Annotated in this window: 12 protein-coding genes, 1 tRNA gene and 1 riboswitch; of the genes, 7 read left to right on the forward strand and 6 right to left on the reverse strand. The window is 73.2% G+C overall.

All coding sequences use genetic code 11. The annotated features are described in order from the left end of the window. The first annotated feature begins 141 nt into the window (after positions 1-141). Together BJP25_RS27520 and BJP25_RS27525 are read left to right on the forward strand one after the other, a co-directional pair. Complete coding sequence (locus BJP25_RS27520) at positions 142-2,169, forward strand: bifunctional MFS transporter/dTMP kinase (RefSeq protein ID WP_084794740.1); 2,028 nt, start codon at positions 142-144, stop codon at positions 2,167-2,169. Between the two features lies 1 nt (position 2,170). Then, complete coding sequence (locus BJP25_RS27525) at positions 2,171-3,358, forward strand: DNA polymerase III subunit delta' (RefSeq protein WP_143219349.1); 1,188 nt, start codon at positions 2,171-2,173, stop codon at positions 3,356-3,358. Positions 3,359-3,856: 498 nt separating this feature from the next. Here BJP25_RS27525 and map read toward each other — a convergent pair whose 3' ends face one another. Beyond that, positions 3,857-4,639 (reverse strand): type I methionyl aminopeptidase, encoded by a 783-nt coding sequence (map, locus tag BJP25_RS27530; RefSeq protein ID WP_075977945.1) that lies wholly within the window; start codon positions 4,637-4,639, stop codon positions 3,857-3,859. A 133-nt stretch (positions 4,640-4,772) separates the two neighbouring features. Next, the gene (locus BJP25_RS27535; RefSeq protein WP_198943619.1) at positions 4,773-6,383 is read right to left on the reverse strand and encodes a hypothetical protein; all 1,611 of its coding nucleotides are present in this window, start codon (positions 6,381-6,383) and stop codon (positions 4,773-4,775) included. A gap of 120 nt (positions 6,384-6,503) precedes the next feature. Here BJP25_RS27535 and BJP25_RS27540 point away from each other — a divergent pair. Together BJP25_RS27540 and BJP25_RS32890 are read left to right on the forward strand one after the other, a co-directional pair. Next, positions 6,504-6,577: transfer RNA gene (locus BJP25_RS27540), tRNA-Thr, on the forward strand. Between the two features lie 197 nt (positions 6,578-6,774). Beyond that, a complete protein-coding gene (locus BJP25_RS32890; protein ID WP_143219350.1) occupies positions 6,775-7,611 on the forward strand; it encodes an HNH endonuclease in 837 nt (278 codons plus the stop codon). Positions 7,612-7,843: 232 nt separating this feature from the next. Here BJP25_RS32890 and BJP25_RS27550 read toward each other — a convergent pair whose 3' ends face one another. Both BJP25_RS27550 and BJP25_RS27555 read right to left on the reverse strand, forming a co-directional pair. Then, positions 7,844-9,574 carry a serine/threonine-protein kinase gene (locus tag BJP25_RS27550; protein ID WP_075977946.1) on the reverse strand — a complete coding sequence of 577 codons (1,731 nt, stop codon included), beginning with the start codon at positions 9,572-9,574 and terminating at the stop codon, positions 7,844-7,846. Further along, positions 9,571-10,362, reverse strand: coding sequence for a hypothetical protein (locus BJP25_RS27555; protein ID WP_233158300.1), 792 nt, complete (start codon positions 10,360-10,362; stop codon positions 9,571-9,573). Before BJP25_RS27555 ends, BJP25_RS27550 begins: the two co-directional genes overlap by 4 nt. 63 nt (positions 10,363-10,425) lie before the next feature. Between BJP25_RS27555 and BJP25_RS35885 the strand changes: the two genes are divergently transcribed. Then, the gene (locus BJP25_RS35885; RefSeq protein ID WP_233158301.1) at positions 10,426-11,337 is read left to right on the forward strand and encodes a hypothetical protein; all 912 of its coding nucleotides are present in this window, start codon (positions 10,426-10,428) and stop codon (positions 11,335-11,337) included. Here BJP25_RS35885 and BJP25_RS27565 read toward each other — a convergent pair. Next, a complete protein-coding gene (locus BJP25_RS27565) occupies positions 11,305-12,336 on the reverse strand; it encodes an LLM class F420-dependent oxidoreductase (RefSeq protein ID WP_075977948.1) in 1,032 nt (343 codons plus the stop codon). The two genes, BJP25_RS35885 and BJP25_RS27565, sit on opposite strands and share 33 nt — an antisense overlap. A 696-nt stretch (positions 12,337-13,032) precedes the next feature. Between BJP25_RS27565 and BJP25_RS27570 the strand changes: the two genes are divergently transcribed. Further along, entirely contained in the window at positions 13,033-14,034 is a 1,002-nt protein-coding gene (locus tag BJP25_RS27570) for a LysR family transcriptional regulator (protein WP_075977949.1), read from the forward strand. A gap of 17 nt (positions 14,035-14,051) precedes the next feature. On the opposite strand, the gene BJP25_RS27575 is transcribed toward BJP25_RS27570, so the two are convergent. Continuing rightward, positions 14,052-14,507, reverse strand: a complete 456-nt coding sequence (locus BJP25_RS27575; protein ID WP_075977950.1) for a DUF4442 domain-containing protein — start codon at positions 14,505-14,507, stop codon at positions 14,052-14,054. Positions 14,508-14,583: 76 nt separating this feature from the next. After that, a riboswitch (ZMP/ZTP riboswitch) is annotated at positions 14,584-14,677 on the forward strand. A gap of 69 nt (positions 14,678-14,746) precedes the next feature. On the opposite strand from BJP25_RS27575, the gene BJP25_RS27580 reads away from it, so the two are divergent. Then, positions 14,747-16,000 (forward strand): serine hydroxymethyltransferase, encoded by a 1,254-nt coding sequence (locus BJP25_RS27580; RefSeq protein ID WP_075977951.1) that lies wholly within the window; start codon positions 14,747-14,749, stop codon positions 15,998-16,000. The last annotated feature ends 215 nt before the right edge of the window (positions 16,001-16,215 follow it).

A 16,215-nucleotide genomic window follows, 5' to 3' on the forward strand; every position in this document is an offset into this window, starting at 1 on the left:
ATCCACCCGGAGTAGGACCACGTCGCGGGGCAGGCCCAGCTACGCTGGCGCCGACCGCGGCGTGGAAAGTGGGTGGCGGGCATCAGCAGCGACGGGGACACCGGGGCCGGTGGGGAGCGCACCGGCGAGGCCGAGGGCTCGATGGCCTACCGCGCGCGCAGCGTGCTGTCGATCCGCCCGTTCCGCCGGTTGTGGGGCGTGACGTACCTGTGCAGCATGAGCGACTGGCTGTCGCTGCTGGCGCTGAGCGGGCTGGCCAACAAGCTCACCGAGGACTACAAGACGCAGAGCTTCGCCTTCGCGGGCGTCGTCCTCACCCAGCTGCTGCCCGGGTTGCTGTTCGCCCCGCTCGGCGGCCTGTTCGCCGACCGGTTCGACCGGCGCAAGGTGATGGCGCTGGCCGACATCGGCCGGTTCGGGCTGCTGCTGTCGATCGCCGTCGTCGGCTCGCCGTGGTGGCTGTTCGCGGGCAACTTCCTGGTCGGCTGCTGCTCGCTGCTGTGGATCCCGTCCAAGGACGCCGCGGTGCCCAACCTGCTGCGCCGCCCCGACCAGGTGGAGACGGCCAACCAGCTCGGGCTGGTGATGACCTACGGCATCTCGGTGATCTCCGGCGCGGGCCTCTACGCGCTCATCACCGGCGTCAGCAACAACCTCAACCTGTCCTTCGACGACACCGGCCTGGGCATCGTCAAGGTCATCCTGATCCTCAACGCCGCGTTCTACCTCACCAGCTCGCTGCTGATCTGGACGCGCATCCCGGAGCTGTCGCGCCGGGCCGCCGCCCCCGCCGCGGCCGCCGAGGTGCCCGCCGTCGCCACCGGGGCCACCACGCCCACCCCGCGCACCGGCTTCCTGGCCATGGTCCGCGACGCGGGCCGGTTCGTCCGCAGCACCCCGCTGGTGCGCGGCCTGCTCATCGGCATGCTCGGCGCGATGGCCTCCGCGGGCGCCCTGGTCGGCTCCGCCCAGGCCTACGCGCTGAGCCTGCGCGGCGGCGACTCCACCTTCGGCCTGCTGTTCGTGGCGCTGTTCGTCGGCCTGGTCTCCGGCATGACCGGCTCGCCCAAGCTGGTGCGCAGGCTGCCGCGCAACCGGCTGTTCGGCATCGCGATCGTGGTCGCCGGCCTGTCCCAGCTGATGCTCGCGCTCTCCCCGCACCCGATCGTGTCGCTGCCGTTCGTGCTGCTGCTCGGCGCGTGCGCGGGAGCGGCCTTCCTCACCGGCGTGACGATCATCGGCACCGAGGTCGACGACTCGGTGCGCGGCCGGATCAACGCCATCTACCAGTCCATGATGAAGATCGTGCTGGCCGGGGCGATGGCGCTGACCCCGCTGCTGGTCGGCCTGGTCCGCCCGCACCACATCACCCTGTTCGGCCGGGACATGCTCGTCGACGGCACCCGCCCGGTGCTGCTCGGCGCGGGCGTGCTGGCCGCCCTCGTCGGCGTCGTGGCCTACCGGCAGATGGACGACCGGCGGTCCGAGAGCATCCTGTCCGACCTGGTCTCGGCCGTGCGCGGCAAGCCCCGGCGCAGCAGCGGCCTGCTCATAGCCATCGAGGGCAACGCCCACCTGGACACCTCCGTCCAGGCCAAGCGGCTCGCGGAGTGGCTGGGCAGCGCCGACCGCGAGGTCCTGCTGGCCACCGACCCGGTCCTCGACGACGCCAAGCTGCGCGCGGTGCTCTCCGGCGCGCAGCTGTCCTCGGCCCGCGCGCACGCCCTGGTCGCCGCCGCGGTGCGCGCCGACCTGGTGGAGCGGGAGATCCGCCCGGCGCTCGACCGGGGCGCCCTGGTGGTCATGGAGCGCTTCGTCGACAGCCCGCTGGCGCACCTGTCCGCCGCCGCCGACCTCGACCCGGCCGAGGTGGAAGGCCTGGCCGACTGGGCCACCGCCCGGCTGCGCCCCAGCCTGACCATCCTGCTCGACCGCGACCCGGCCAAGCTGCCGCCGCGCTTCGGCAACGCCGACCACCACTGGCACGTGCAGGGCGTGCTCGCGGACATGGCCGCCGCCGACCCCGACCGGTACGTGGTGGTCGACGGCGACGGCACCCCCGAGGAGGTCGCCGCCCGGGTCAGCGCGGCGGTCTACGTGGCGCTGACGACCCGCGGGGTGACCGGCCTGGACCGGGAGACCCCGCGCACCCCGGTGGAGGCTGGCTGAGGTGTCGGTCTGGTCCCAGGTCGTCGGCCAGCCCGACGCCGTCGCGGTGCTGACCACCGCCGCCTCCGCCGCCCGCGGCCTGGTCGAGGGCACCGGCGGCGCGGGCATGACCCACGCGTGGCTGTTCACCGGCCCGCCCGGGTCCGGCCGCTCCACCGCCGCCCGCGCCTTCGCCGCCGCCCTGCAGTGCACCACCCCGGGCGAGCCGGGCTGCGGGGAGTGCCAGGGCTGCCACACCGCCCTGTCCGGCACCCACGCCGACGTGCGCCTGGTGGTGCCCGAGGGGCTGTCCATCTCGGTCGCGGAGATGCGCGCCCTGGTGCAGACCTCCGCCCGGCGCCCCACCGGCGGCCGCTGGCAGGTCGTGATCATCGCCGACGCCGACCGGCTCACCGAGGGCGCGGCGAACGCGCTGCTCAAGGCCGTCGAGGAACCCCCGGAGCGGACGGTGTTCCTGCTCTGCGCCCCGTCGGACCACCCGGACGACGTGTCGGTCACCATCCGCTCGCGCTGCCGCGCCATCGGCCTGCGCACCCCCTCGGCGGCCGCCATCGCGGAGGTGCTGCGCCTGCGCGACGGCGTGGACGCCGAGACCGCGGAGTGGGCGGCCTCGGTGTCCGGCGGCCACGTCGGCCGCGCCCGGCGCCTGGCCACCGACGACGCCGCCCGCGCCCGCCGGGCCAAGGTGCTGCGCATCCCGCTCAACCTGCGCAGGCTCTCCGACGTCTTCGACGCCGCCGACGACCTGGTCAAGGCCGCCGAGACCGACGCGGTCGAGGTCAGCGGCACCCGCGACGAGGCGGAGAAGGAGGCGCTCAAGACCGCGCTGGGCCACGGCGGCACCGGCAAGGGCGCCGCGACGGCCACCCGCGGCAGCGCCGGCGCCATCAAGGAGCTGGAGAAGCGGCAGAAGTCCCGCGCCACCCGGACGCAGCGCGACGCGCTGGACCTCGCACTGGTCGACCTGGCGGGGTTCTACCGGGACGTGCTGGTGACGCACGCGGGCGCCGCGGTGGACCTCAACCACCCGGACCAGGCCGAGGGGGCGGCCCAGGCGGCGCGGTCGTGGACCCCGGAGTCGACGCTGCGGCGGCTGGAGGCGGTGCTGGCGTGCCGGGAGGCGCTGGAGCAGAACGTCAAGCCGCGGATCGCTGTCGAGGCGATGATCACGGCGCTGCACTTCGGGTGAGCGCTGGGCTTGCTTGTCTCGCCTCGCCTTCGGCTTCGGGGGTTGGAAGATCAAAAGAGCCGGTCGTTTGGTGGCTGGCTCGATGCGGTGGTCTTGTCTGGCCGGGGCCCCTGCGGCGATCATGTGCTCGGGGTGGGGAAAAGGTGAGGCCTTCGGCCCCACCCCCCGGCCGTGGGTAGCACATGATCGCCCACCCCAGCCAAACAAGACCACCGCATCGAGCAGGGGCGTAGCCGGGCTTCCTGCTGTGAGGGTGGTTGCGTTGTGGGGAAAGCGTGGCGGGAGCTTGAGTTCCGGGGTTGTCCACAGCCTGCTGGGTTGTCCACAGAATCTGCGCAGGGGTCGAGTTTCGTTGCCCTGCGCGGGTAGCGTTGAAAACAGGGGTCCCCTTGCCCGGGGTACTCCTGCGGCAGCTTGTGGGGATTGGCGGGTGGTCTGGCGGCAGGGGGGCGTTGCGGGCGAGGCAAAGGGCGCGGGTGGTGTGTGGGGAAGGGACAGTCAGGGGGCGAGTTCGTCCTCGCGGCGGGTGAGGACCAGGGGGGCGTCCTCGGTGATGGCGATGGTGTGTTCGGAGTGGGCGGTGCGGGAGCCGTCGGCGGAGCGGATGGTCCAGCCGTCGGGGTCGTAGACGATCTTGTTGGTGGTGCGGGCGAACCAGGGTTCGACGGCGAGGGTGAGGCCGGGGCGGAGCTTGAGGCCGCGGCCGGGGGTGCCGTCGTTGGAGACATGGGGGTCCTCGTGCATGGTGCGGCCGATGCCGTGGCCGCCGAACTCCAGGTTGACCGGGTAGCCGTGGGCGCGGGCGACGGCGCCGATGGCGGCGGAGAGGTCGCCCAGGCGGTTGCCGGGGCGGGCGATGGCGATGGCGGCGGCCAGGGCTTCCTCGGTGGCGCGGACGATGCGCAGGTCCTCCTCGGCGGCGGTGCCGACGATGACCGTGCGGGCGGAGTCCGCCACCCAGCCGTCGATGCCGACGGCGAGGTCCGCGGTCAGGACGTCGCCGTCGCGGAGGGTGTAGTCGTGGGGCAGGCCGTGCAGGACGGCGTCGTTGACCGACAGGCAGATGACGTTGCGGAAGGGACCGTCGCCGAAGGACGGGGCGTAGTCCCAGTAGCAGGACTCGGCGCCGCGGTCCTTGATCATGCCGCGCACGTGCTGCTCCAGGTCGAGCAGGTTGACCCCGACGTCGGCGAGGCGGGCGACCTCGGTGAGCACCTCGGCGACGAAGCGCCCGGCGACGGCCATCCGCTCGACCTCGGCGGGTGTCTTCAACTCGATCACGGCGACCTCGCGTCCTCGTAGCACCGGTATTCCTATACCGGGGAGACGGTAGCACGGCGCCGGTATAGGAATACCGGCCCTCGACGCGGGCGGGGGCCGGGGGTCGTGTGACCCCCGGCCCCCGCGGTGCGGACTACTTCGAGGTGCGGCGGCGGGTCGGCAGCGCGGCCACCAGCACCACGCCGACCAGCAGCATCCCCGTGCCCACCCAGAACATCGGGACGGCCTGGTAGGCGGCGTTGGTGTAGGCCAGCGGCGGGGTGCCCGCCGAGCCCTGCGGGGCCGGGGCGGGCGGGGTCTGCGGGGTCGAGGCCGCCGCGCACACCACGCCGCCCTCCGGCGCGTACGCCCTGGCGACCTGCTCGCCCAGCGACACCTGCGCCAGCGCCGAGGGCAGGTTCGGCAGGCCCAGCGCCTGCGTGGGCAGCACCTGCACGTCGAGCATGCGCGCGGTCGCGCCCAGCTGGTAGCCCTTGAACGGCTGCGCGGCGGCGGCCCCGGTCTGGTTCAGGCCCGCGACCGAGAGCCGCAGCAGGCCCAGGTCGAGCTTCTGCAAGCCCTTGGCCAGCGCGTCCTGCAGCGGGGAGCCGTCGGCCAGCAGGCCGCCGATGATCGGCAGGTCGCTCAGGCCCGGGATGGCCGTGGCGCTGGGCAGCGGCAGGCTGATCGGCACGTCGAAGGTGGGGTTGGCCGCGTCGAGCCTGCCCAGGCTCTTGCCGCCCTGCACGACCTCCAGCACCGGGGCGGTGTACTCGACCTTGGAGGTCGCGGCGTCACCGGTGGAGGTCACCGTCAGCGTCGGCTGGCTCACCACGTTGATCGAGATCTCGAACGGCGTGCCCGAGAGCAGCTTCACCGCCGCCACCTGGAGGGTGGAGGTGGACTGCACGGCCTTGTTCGCCGAGCCGGGGATGTCGACCAGCTTCACCGTCGAGTGCGCCGAGAGCGTGTCGGGCAGGCTCAGCACCGACCCGCCGCTGGTGCTGCCCTGCCCGCCGAGGATGCCGCCCAGCGTGCTCAGCGGGCCAGCCAGCTTCTTGAGCTGGTCGATGACGGCGTTGTTCGTGGCGCTGTCGAGCCCGGGGGCGTTGAACACCCCGGTCAGGTCGGTGGTGCTCGGCAGCGTCGGGATGGCGTTGAGCGCCGAGATGCTGGCGATGCTGGTGGTCGCGTCCGAGATCGTCCCCACGCACGGCCCGAGGGTGTCGCTCCACTGCGCGTGCGCCGACCCGTTCAGCAGCCCGACCTTGAGCAGCGTGTCCAGCGGGGTCGACGGCGGCGTGATCCCGCCGACCACCGGGTTGGGGTTGTTCGGCGGCGCGGTCTGCGCCAGCGACCCGGGCGCCTGCGGGCTGGCCCCCTGCACCGCGATCCCCCCGGGCGCCGCCTGCGCGATCGACTTCTCGTAGGACAGGTACGCCTCGGAGTTCGCCTGCGCGGTCGCCAGCCCGAACCCCAGCTCCACCGCCGACTGCTTCGGCAGCTTGTCCTCCGCCCCCGGGATGATCGAGCTGGTCGGGGTGGAGTTCGGCAGGACCCGGATCACCGCCAACCCCGTCCCGGCGTCGCCCACCGCGTGCCCGCTGGGCTGCGGCTGGGCGGGCGAGGACGCGGGCGGCCCCGACGGGTCCACCGGTGCGGGCACCGGCGTCGTCTCCACCTGCGCGGCCGCGGGCAGCGCGCTCAGCGCCAACACCGACGCGGCCACCGGCAACGCCAGAACCACGGGCAGTCGTCGACGCATGGTCCGGAACCTCCTCCGAGCGTGCAGCAGTGCATCACCGTTTCCACGGGTGCCTGTGCGGTAAACGACGCAGACCCCTGGTGGTGACGCCAGGGGACCCCGCTATAGTGGGCCACGCACGCCGCCTTAGCTCAGTCGGCCAGAGCGATTCACTCGTAATGAATAGGTCAAGGGTTCGATTCCCTTAGGCGGCTCGCAGGTCAGGCCCCCTCCACCAGCAGGTGGAGGGGGCCTGACCCGTTCCCGGCCCGCACCGCTCTCACCCTCTCCCTCCCGTGTCAGCCCTGTGATGCAGCTCATGGCCGTACGCGGTCCGCCCTCCCGGGTGGAACACCGGATCGGTGAAACAGCGGTGCTTGCCCGGGACGCGTCCAGGTGATCACCTGGAGGGGTGACGTCGCCGGGAGCCGTGCTCGACTGGATGGGGAACCTGCGCCCGAACCGGGGCGCCCTGCACAAGCCGCTGGCGGTGCTGTGGGTGCTCGGGCGGGTGGCGGCGGGGCAGCGGTGGGTGCGCTGGCGCGAGTTCGGGCCCGCCGTGGACGAGCTGCTGCGGGTGTACGCCTCCGCGACCTCCAAGCCGACGTCCTACTACCCGTTCTGGCACCTGAGCAGCGGGGGCTTCTGGGAGCTGCGGGCCTCGTACACGTCTGCGCCCACCAGGACCGCGCTGGACGCGGACGACCCGGAGGCGGGGTTCACCGACGGGGCGTACTCGGTCCTCTCCGACCCGGCGCACCGGGCGCGGGCGGTGGCGATCGTGCGGCGCACCTACCTGGCGGCGGTGGCGGCGGACGCGATCGTGGACGCCGTGGGGCTCACCGGGTGCGGGACGGCGGCGGGTGTCCCCCGGAAGTTGGTCACCCGGCAGGAGGTCCAGCGCAACGCCGCGAACAAGCGCCGGATCAGTGACCTGTACGACGACCGGTGCCAGGTGTGCGGGACGCGGCTGGACCTGCTCGGGCGCGGCTACAGCGAGGCCGCGCACATCCGGGGGCTCGGCGCCCCGCACGACGGCGAGGACGCGGTGGAGAACATGCTCTGCCTCTGCCCGAACTGCCACACCCGCTTCGACGGGTTCGCCCTCGCCATCGACGAAGAGCTGTTCATCCACGAGGTCACCGCCGCGGGCGAGGGTCCGGCCGTCGGCAAGCTGACCGTGGCGGCTGACCACAAGATCGACGTGAGGCACCTGGACTACCACCGCCGGTTCCTCGCGCGGAGTTAGGCGATCGCCGCCGGGTACTGGCGGGTCCCACCGGGGCAGCCGGGACAGGGTGGTGCGGACGGCGGTCGAAGGCGGACTGGTCCGCGAGATCCACGGGATGCCCAGGTGTGGGGCAGGGCGCGGCCGCCGCACAGCGCGGTCCAGGCGTCGGCCATGACGCGCCAGGTCAGCGAGGCCGGCCCCAGCGGGGCGAGCGCACCTCCCGGTGCAGCACGCCCCGCCCCCGCGCGGGTCAGGCGCGGGCCGCCAGCTTGGTGGTGACCACGAGCAGCAAGGCCGCCGCCGCGCCCGCGGCAGCCGATGCGATGCCCACCCCCGTCGACGGCTCGTGGCCCAGCAGCGCCGACAGCAGCGACCACACCGACGCGCCCAGCAGTGCTCCCAGCGGCACCGCCGCCACGGGTGCCGACGGCCGCCGGTGGCTGCGGCGCAGCGCGCGCATCAGCGACTCCACCGAGGCCAGCGCGAACAGCCCGAGCAGCAGCGCGCCGCCGCCGAGGGCGCTGGCCAGCGGGTGCTGCGGCGTGCGGAGCGTGAACTCCTGCGCCGCCGCGCCGCCCACCCGCAGCGACCCGGTCGCCGCGCCGCCGACGAGCCAGCGCATGACGGCCTGGGGTTCGACGCGGGCGGTGAAGGCGCCGTCCGCCGCCGGGGTCATCGGCACCTGCACGGTGCCCAGGGGGATCGCCGCCGAGCGCAGCTCGAACGCCAGGACGAACGGCGCGGGGGAGCCCGCGTTGCCGCTCACCGTGAACGGCTTGCTCAGGTCGACCGGCACCGCCCCCGACACCGGTTTGCCGTCGAGCAGCAGCCCGGTCCCCGCGTCGGGGTGGGCCAGGGCGGCGGGGGCCGTCAGCGGCAGCACGACGAGCGCCACCAGCGCGAGCAGCGCGAGCAGGCCCGCCACCAGCGCCGGGACCCGCGACGGTGCGGCCGGGGCCCGCTCGGCCAGCACCTCGTGCGCCGGGCGCAGCTCGTCCGGCCGGATGAGCCGCGTGCGCTCGGGTTCGGTGGCCGCGCGCACCGGGCGGGTCGCGATGGTGGGGACCTCCGGGGCGCTGGCCGAGGCGATCGCGCCCAGCACCCGCGGGCCCAGGTGCACCGGAACCCGCGACCGCTCCACCCAGCCCGCGCCGAACACCGACGTCGCCGCCGCGCCCAGCTCCACCGCGAAGGTCTCCGCGTCCGGGTAGCGGTCGCGCGGCTCCCTGGCCACGCTGCGCATCACCACCGCGGCGAGCCGGGCGGGCACCCCGCGCAGCGGGGCGGGCTCGCCGAAGGCGCGCTGGCGGAGCAGGGCGACGGCGCCCTGGCTGCGGTCGAAGGGCAGCTCCCCGCAGAGCAGCTCGTAGAGGACGGTGCCCGCCGAGTACACGTCGGCCGCGGGCGAGAGCGGGTTGCCCAGCGCCTGCTCCGGGGCGAGGTAGGCGGGGGTGCCGAGGACGTCGCCGGAGTTGGTCATCATCGTGGCGCCCTCGCTGACCACCTGGGCGATGCCGAAGTCGGCCACCTTCACCACGCCCGCGGCGGTGAACAGCAGGTTCTTCGGCTTGACGTCCAGGTGCAGCACCCCGGCGCCGTGCGCGGCGTGCAGGCCGGCGAGCGTCGCCAGCGCGATCGCGCACGACTGCTCGCCGGTGAGCCCGCGGCCGCGGAAGGCGTCGTGCACCGTGCCGCCGTCGAGCTTCTCCATCACCAGCAGGTTGTCCGCGCCGGTCTGCACGTAGTCGTAGACCGGCACGACGTGCGGGTGGTCCAGGCTGGCCAGCACCCTGGCCTCCCGGTCGAACCGCTCGTTGACGTCGGGGTCCCCGGCCACCTGCGCCGGGAGCCGCTTGATCGCGACCTGCCTGCCGAGGGAGCGGTGCACGCCTGCGAACACCACGCCCATGCCGCCGGAGCCGATCTCGACCCCGACCTCGTACTGGGGCAGCGCGGCGGCCAGCCCTGGGGAAGCGGTCACGACACCACCCGCTGCGTGCTCAGCGCGACGGTCTCGCCGTCGTCGACGACCGGCGGCTCCGGTTCGGCGGTGGGGTGCGGGGTGGAGAAGCCCAGCAGCAGCGCGATCGCCGCCGCGGCCAGCACGACCGGGATCTCCACCGCGGGCTCCGGCGCCACCAGCCGCAGCACCGACAGCGTCACCACGGCCACCAGGCCGGTGCCGACGCCCGCGGGCAGGAAGCGCAGCGCGCGCCGGAAGCGGTTGGGGGACACGCGGTGCCGGGCGAGGGCCAGCAGCGCCCCGGCCCACAGCGCGGCGGTCAGCGCCAGCAGCGCGAGGCCGAACACCCCGTAGACCGACCACAGCGACCCGCGCACGTCCACCACGGTGTCCGCGGCCGCGACCACCTCGCGGTCGTCGTCGAGCAGTTCGACGCTGGTGGGCAGCAGCCCGATCGCCTGCCCGTCGAGGTCGCGCACGTCCAGCGGGAACGCCCGGGTCTCCTCGCCGCCGGGCGCCACCTCGAACGGCACCGTCGTGTCGTAGGCGAAGAAGGTGAGCGCCAGCGATTCCCCGGACACCCGCACGAGCCGCACCTTCGCGGTTTCCCGACCCGAATTGCGCACCCGGACTTCCACTTCCACTGGTCTGCCCGGGTCGAACTCCACCGTCCGGCCCGCCACGTCCTGCCCGTCCACCGCCACCACGACCTGCACGGGATCATCCGATCCTTGGGCGGCGGCGGGCGCGGCGGCCGTGCAGAGAGCCGTTACGAGGGCGAGCGCTGTGCCGATAACACGTCGCATGGAGGAACTCCGGTTCGAGGCGGGCCAGGAAAGGTCGTCGTGCGCACTCTGAGAATCGCCGCAGTGGGCGTCTTCGTAATCCCCATGGCGCTGATCGCGTCCCCGGCCCAGGCCCAGACCGCCTTCGGCGCCACCATCTCGCCCGGCAGCGGCCCGCGCGGCTCCACCTTCACCATCAGCTGGTACACCGACTGGGTGGAGGGGACCCCCTGCGACACGGTCTGGTTCGCCACGGAAACCTTCCAGCTCCCAAGCGCGTCCTGGCGGGAGGGCTCGGTCACCGCCGTGGTGCCGGACGTGGAGGACGGCACGTACCCGATCGGGGTGTACTGCTCCTACGGCGAGGGTGAGGGCTACAGCACCACCCTGCGCTTCACCGTCAAGACCTCAAGCCAGCCCACCAGCTCCCAACCCCCGACCTCCACCACCCCGCCACGCCCTCCGGTCACCACACCACCCCCGGTCGTCGCCACCACCGCGCCCCCGGTCGTCCAACAACCCCCGCGCACCACGCCCACCACCCCACCGCGTCGGACGACCCCGCGCACCACCTCGATCACCCCGGACCCCACGACCACCACCACCCCTGCCACGCCACCGCCCACCCCGCCCACGCAGCCACCCACCACGCCCGAGCCCCGCGACGGCGCCCTGGAACTCGACCGGCACACGCTGCAACCGGGCGACCCGCTGTCGGCCACCGGCCGCGGCTGCGACCCCGGCTCCCGGGTCGTCCTCACCTCCGGGGGCGAGCGCGTGGGCACGGCGACCGCCGACGCGGGCGGCCGCTTCACCGCCCCGCTGGAGTTCACCCGCGTGGAGCCGGGCAGGCACACCATCACCGCCGACTGCGGCATCGTCCTGACCGGCTCCGTCGACCAGGTGGTCACGAGCAGCAGCAGCGGCAGCTCGACCACCCTGGTCGTCCTGGTCTTCTTCGTCCTAGCGGGCGCCGCCGCCTTCCGCCTCGCGTAGCGCGCGGTACACCGGCTCCCACCGAGCGGGGTTGGGCGCGTCGGACGTGGTCAGCGTCAACCGCTGCACCACGTCCCCGTACCGCCTCCGCACCTCCGCCGCCGCCTCGACCGGCGTCCCCACCACGGCGAACGCGTGCAGCACCTCGTCGTCGACCAACGCCGCCATCTCGTCCCACCGCCCCCGCTTCGACAGCGCGTACAGCTCGTCCTGCAACCCACCCCACCCGTGCAGCTCCAACACCGGCCGATATGCGGGCGTAGACCCGTAGAACGCGATCTGCTTCTTCGTCTCGGCGATCGAAGCAGCCAACTCCTCCGCGCTCTCCCCCGCCGCCACGAACGACGGCCCGCTGATCTCGAACCCCGCCAACGACTTCCCGACCTTCGCCCGCCCCCGCTCCAACGCCGGGATCGTCACCTCCCGCAGGTACCGCTCGGTCGTGAAGCTGTGGCACAACATCCCATCCGCGACCTCCCCCGCCACCTCGGTCATCCGCTCACCCACCGCCGCGAGCAGCACCTTCGGCTGCCCGTAGGGATTCGGCCCCGGGTTGAAGAACGGCGTCAACAACGTGTGCTGGTAGAACTCCCCCCGGAAGGCCAACCGCTCCCCGCTCTCAAAGGCTGACCAAATCGCCCGCACCGCCAACACGAACTCCCGCATCCGCGCCGCGGGAGCCGACCACGGCATCCCGAACCGCTTCGTGATGTGCGGCTTGATCTGCGACCCCAACCCCAGCACGAACCGCCCCCGCGAATGCACCTGCAAGTCATTCGCCGCCACCGCCACCGTCATCGGGTTCCGCGCGAACGCCACAGCGATCCCCGTCACCAGCTCGATCCGCTCCGTCCGTTCAGCGGCCACCGCCAACGCCAAGAACGGGTCCAGTTGCGTCTCCGCCACCCAAGCCCCGTCGTACCCCGCAACCTCCGCGGCCACCACCCCCTCGGCCGCTTCCCCCACAGTCCGCGCATACCCACCCGAGTCCACCTTCATGGCCCAACCCTACGACCCCACCCCACCCCCCACGCACCCAAAAGCACCCCCGACCCCGAAGGCGGCCCCCAACATCCCTAAAGCCGTCGCTCACCCCCACCAACCGTTTCGTACCCCCATGCCCCGTGGCGAAGCCCATCCCTAAAGCCGTTGTTTGGCCAGCGCCTCTGCCAGCCCGCAAACCATGGTGCCCAGCCCCACCAGCAGGCTCGGCAACCCCGCCGAAGCTCAGCTGAGCAAAAGGTCATGGGCGTTGCCTACACCCCGGCCTGACCCAGTCCTGGCCGCTCGTAGCTCGGGAGGTGGCGTGTCAAGGGTGGGCGAAGCCCATCGCGAAGCGACGCCCGCAGGGCGCCCTTGACGCGCCACCTCCCGAGTTACACACTCGCGGCCCCCGAGGACAGGCCCCGCTAGGCCCAGCAACCCCGTCCACACCGTGCCGATCCCACCCGTCCCACACCGAGCCAAGATCATCTCCGCGCGCCCCCACGCGTCACCATCCGCAGCCCCCACCCACCCAAGGGGCTCTGGTCCCTTGCGGCCATTCTACCCGCTGACCAGCGCAAACAAGCCCTAAACGATCTTGCCTGTGGACAACTCCGCCCGAAATGCCCGTCCTCACCTCACCGATTCGGGTGAAACGGCCATGCGCCGAGTGGTCTGGTCTGCGGGTGCTCGCGCGGGTATCAACATCGCATGGGCGAACTGGAGCTGCGGCACCTGCGGGCGCTCTGCGCGATCGCCGACGAGGGGAGCGTGTCGAAGGCGGCGATCCGGTTGGGGGTGACCCAGCCCGCGCTGACGGCGCAGCTGCGGTCGATCGAGCGGATCCTGGACGGGGAGCTGTTCGTGCGGTCGGCGCAGGGGTCGGTGCCGACGGAGCTGGGGCGGGGGGTGATCCGGTCGGCGCGGGTGGTGCTGGAGGACGTGGCGGCGCTGCTGGCGGGGGCGCGCAGGCACGCGGCGGACCCGGCGGGGTCGCCGCTGGTGGTGGCGGCGTCGCCGATGCTGTTCGCCTCGGCGCTGATCGCGGAGCTGCGCGCGTGGGTGCGCTGCTCGCAGGTGCGCACGGAGATCGACTCGTCGGGGTCGGCGCTGCTGGACATGATCTGCTCGAAGCGGGCGGACATCGCGGTGTTCGAGCGGTTCGAGGGGATGGAGAACCGGGTGCTGCGCGAGGTGGAGGTGCGCACGATCGTCGAGGAGCCGCAGTTCGTCGCGCTCAGCTCGGACAACCCGATCGCCGCGCGGGCCGAGGTGGACCTGGCCGACCTGGCAGACCTGGACTGGGTGGTGCCGCCGCCGGACCAGGACTCGATCCGGCTGCGGTTCCGGGCGGCGTGCGAGGCGGCCGGGTTCACCCCGCGGATCACCCACCACGTCACCGAGGGGCGCACGGCGATGGCGCTGGCGGCGGCGGGCGCGGTGTGCCTGGCGCAGCCTGCGTCGCTGGGCGGGCCCGGGTTCGTCATCCGGCCGCTGCGCGGGTCGGTGCTCACCCTGCCGGTGGTGGTGGTGATCCGGCTGGACGGGCCGCTGGGCGGGCGCAGGCAGGAGGTGTTCTCGTGCGTGGCGCACGCCTACCGGTCGATCGTCGACCGCAACCCCACCTACGCGCGGTGGTGGCGGGAGCACCCGGAGGCCCACGCCGAGCTGGACCTGGCGCTGCGCCTGCCCCGCCCCAGCAGCCCGTCGTAGCCGCTCGCGGTGCGGCGCTACTTGCGGTGCGGCTTGAGCGTCCAGACCACGGTCATCTCCGCGGTGGTGACGCCCTCGGCGTTGGTGATGGTGCAGTCGACGGCGAACTCGGGCCGGGTGCCCGCCTCCAGCTCCGCGACGACCTCGGCGGCGGGCCGGGTGAGCACGGCCTCGACGGTGAGCGGGCCGAGGGCGAGCTTCTTGTAGCGGATCTCCGAGCTGACCACCAGCGGCGTCGCGGCGGACATCACGTGGTTGAACGCGGCGAGGCCCACCGCGCCCGACGCGGTCTCCGCCAGCCCGAACACCACCGCCGCGTGCGGGCCGCCGACGTGGTTGCGCTGCCCCTCGACGTCGGGCAGCGAGCACACCACCCGGGTGGCCTCGACCTCGGTGAACTCGATGCCCGCGGTGGTGACCCAGGGGACGGACTGCTTCATCGCGTCCGCGACCCACGCGTAGTCGGTGCTCATGCGCCCACCGTACTACCCGCCGGTAACATGACGCATTACTCATCGGTAACATCTGGGCCGGGGCTGATAGGCTCCTGGCCTGGGCCGTGACTGGCGTGCACGAGGGTGGAAGCGACCACCGGGGAGCGGCCCGGGGCGCAGCCACGACACCGAACGCCTGGGTGTCCCGCGCGACGACACCGACACCTGGCAGACGCCACCTGGCGTCCCGCTGCCGCGCACGGAAAGGCCGAGCCGCCATGCACCAGCCGCCCGTCACCGCCCTCGCCGCGACCGACCCGGACATCGCCGACCTCGTCGAGCGCGAGGCCCGCCGCCAGCACGACAAGATCCGCCTGATCGCCTCGGAGAACTACGTCTCGCAGGCGGTGCTGGAGGCCACCGGCACCGTCCTGACGAACAAGTACTCCGAGGGCTACGCGGGCAAGCGCTACTACGAGGGCCAGCAGTTCATCGACCCGGTGGAGACCCTGGCGGTCGAGCGCGCCAAGGCCCTCTTCGGCGTCGACCACGCCAACGTGCAGCCCTACTCCGGCTCCCCGGCCAACCTCGCCGTCTACCTGGCCACGGTCAACCCCGGCGACGCGGTGATGGGCATGGCCCTGCCCGCGGGCGGCCACCTGACCCACGGCTGGTCGGTCTCGGCCACCGGCAAGTGGTTCACCCCGGTGCAGTACGGGGTGCGCCGGGACACCGGCCGCGTCGACCTCGACGAGGTCCGCGACCTGGCCAAGCGCCACCGCCCGCGGCTGATCTTCTGCGGCGGCACCGCCATCCCGCGCACCATCGACTTCCCCGCCTTCGCCGAGATCGCCGCCGAGGTCGACGCCGTGCTGGTCGCCGACATCGCCCACATCGCGGGCCTGGTCGCGGGCGGCGCCCACCCCTCCCCGGTGGGCCACGCCCGCATCATCTCGACCACCACCCACAAGACCCTGCGCGGCCCCCGCGGCGCGATGCTCATGTCCGACGAGGAGTTCGCCAAGCCCCTCGACAAGGCCGTCTTCCCCGGCCTGCAGGGCGGCCCCCACAACCACACCACCGCCGCCATCGCCGTCGCCCTCAAGGAAGCCGCCCAACCCGCCTTCCGCGACTACGCCCACACCGTCGTCGCCAACGCCAAGGCCCTCGCCGACGCCCTCGTCGAACGCGGCTTCGACCTCGTCTCCGGCGGCACCGACAACCACCTCATCCTCGTCGACCTCACCTCCAAGTCCATCGCGGGCAAACCCGCCGCCAAGGCCCTGGACGCCGCGGGCATCGAGCTGAACTACAACACCGTCCCCTTCGACCCCCGCAAGCCCTTCGACCCCTCCGGCATCCGCCTCGGCACCGCCGCCATCACCACCCGCGGCCTCACCCCCGCCCACATGCCCCACCTCGCAGGCTGGATCGACCGGGCCATCACCACCGACAACCCCGCCGACCACGAGAAGATCGCCACCGAGATCCGCGAGCTCCTCACCTCTTTCCCCATGCCCGGCTGGGCCTGATTCCCCCCCACCCTCCCTCCCTCCCTCCCCAGCGGCCCCGCCCCCCAGCGGGGCCGCTCCCTTTTCCCCGCCCCACCCCCCCGAAGCCGAAGGCAAGCCCCCTGGTCGGTAAAGCCGTCGTTCGGCCACCCCACCCCCACCCCGCAAACCATGGTGCCCAGCCCCACCAACCCCCCGGCACACCCCACACCGCTCAGCTGAGCAAGAAGTCACGG

Origin of the sequence: Actinokineospora bangkokensis (assembly GCF_001940455.1) — a bacterium.
Taxonomy (GTDB): domain Bacteria; phylum Actinomycetota; class Actinomycetes; order Mycobacteriales; family Pseudonocardiaceae; genus Actinokineospora; species Actinokineospora bangkokensis.

Bases quoted from the DNA above. Each gene is read 5' to 3' on its own strand.
- BJP25_RS27535 (WP_198943619.1), bottom strand. From the start codon at position 6,383: ATGCGTCGACGACTGCCCGTGGTTCTGGCGTTGCCGGTGGCCGCGTCG.
- BJP25_RS27570 (WP_075977949.1), top strand. From the start codon at position 13,033: ATGGGCGAACTGGAGCTGCGGCACCTGCGGGCGCTCTGCGCGATCGCC.
- BJP25_RS27520 (WP_084794740.1), top strand. From the start codon at position 142: ATGGCCTACCGCGCGCGCAGCGTGCTGTCGATCCGCCCGTTCCGCCGG.
- BJP25_RS27580 (WP_075977951.1), top strand. From the start codon at position 14,747: ATGCACCAGCCGCCCGTCACCGCCCTCGCCGCGACCGACCCGGACATC.
- BJP25_RS27565 (WP_075977948.1), bottom strand. From the start codon at position 12,336: ATGAAGGTGGACTCGGGTGGGTATGCGCGGACTGTGGGGGAAGCGGCC.
- BJP25_RS27555 (WP_233158300.1), bottom strand. From the start codon at position 10,362: ATGCGACGTGTTATCGGCACAGCGCTCGCCCTCGTAACGGCTCTCTGC.
- BJP25_RS27575 (WP_075977950.1), bottom strand. From the start codon at position 14,507: ATGAGCACCGACTACGCGTGGGTCGCGGACGCGATGAAGCAGTCCGTC.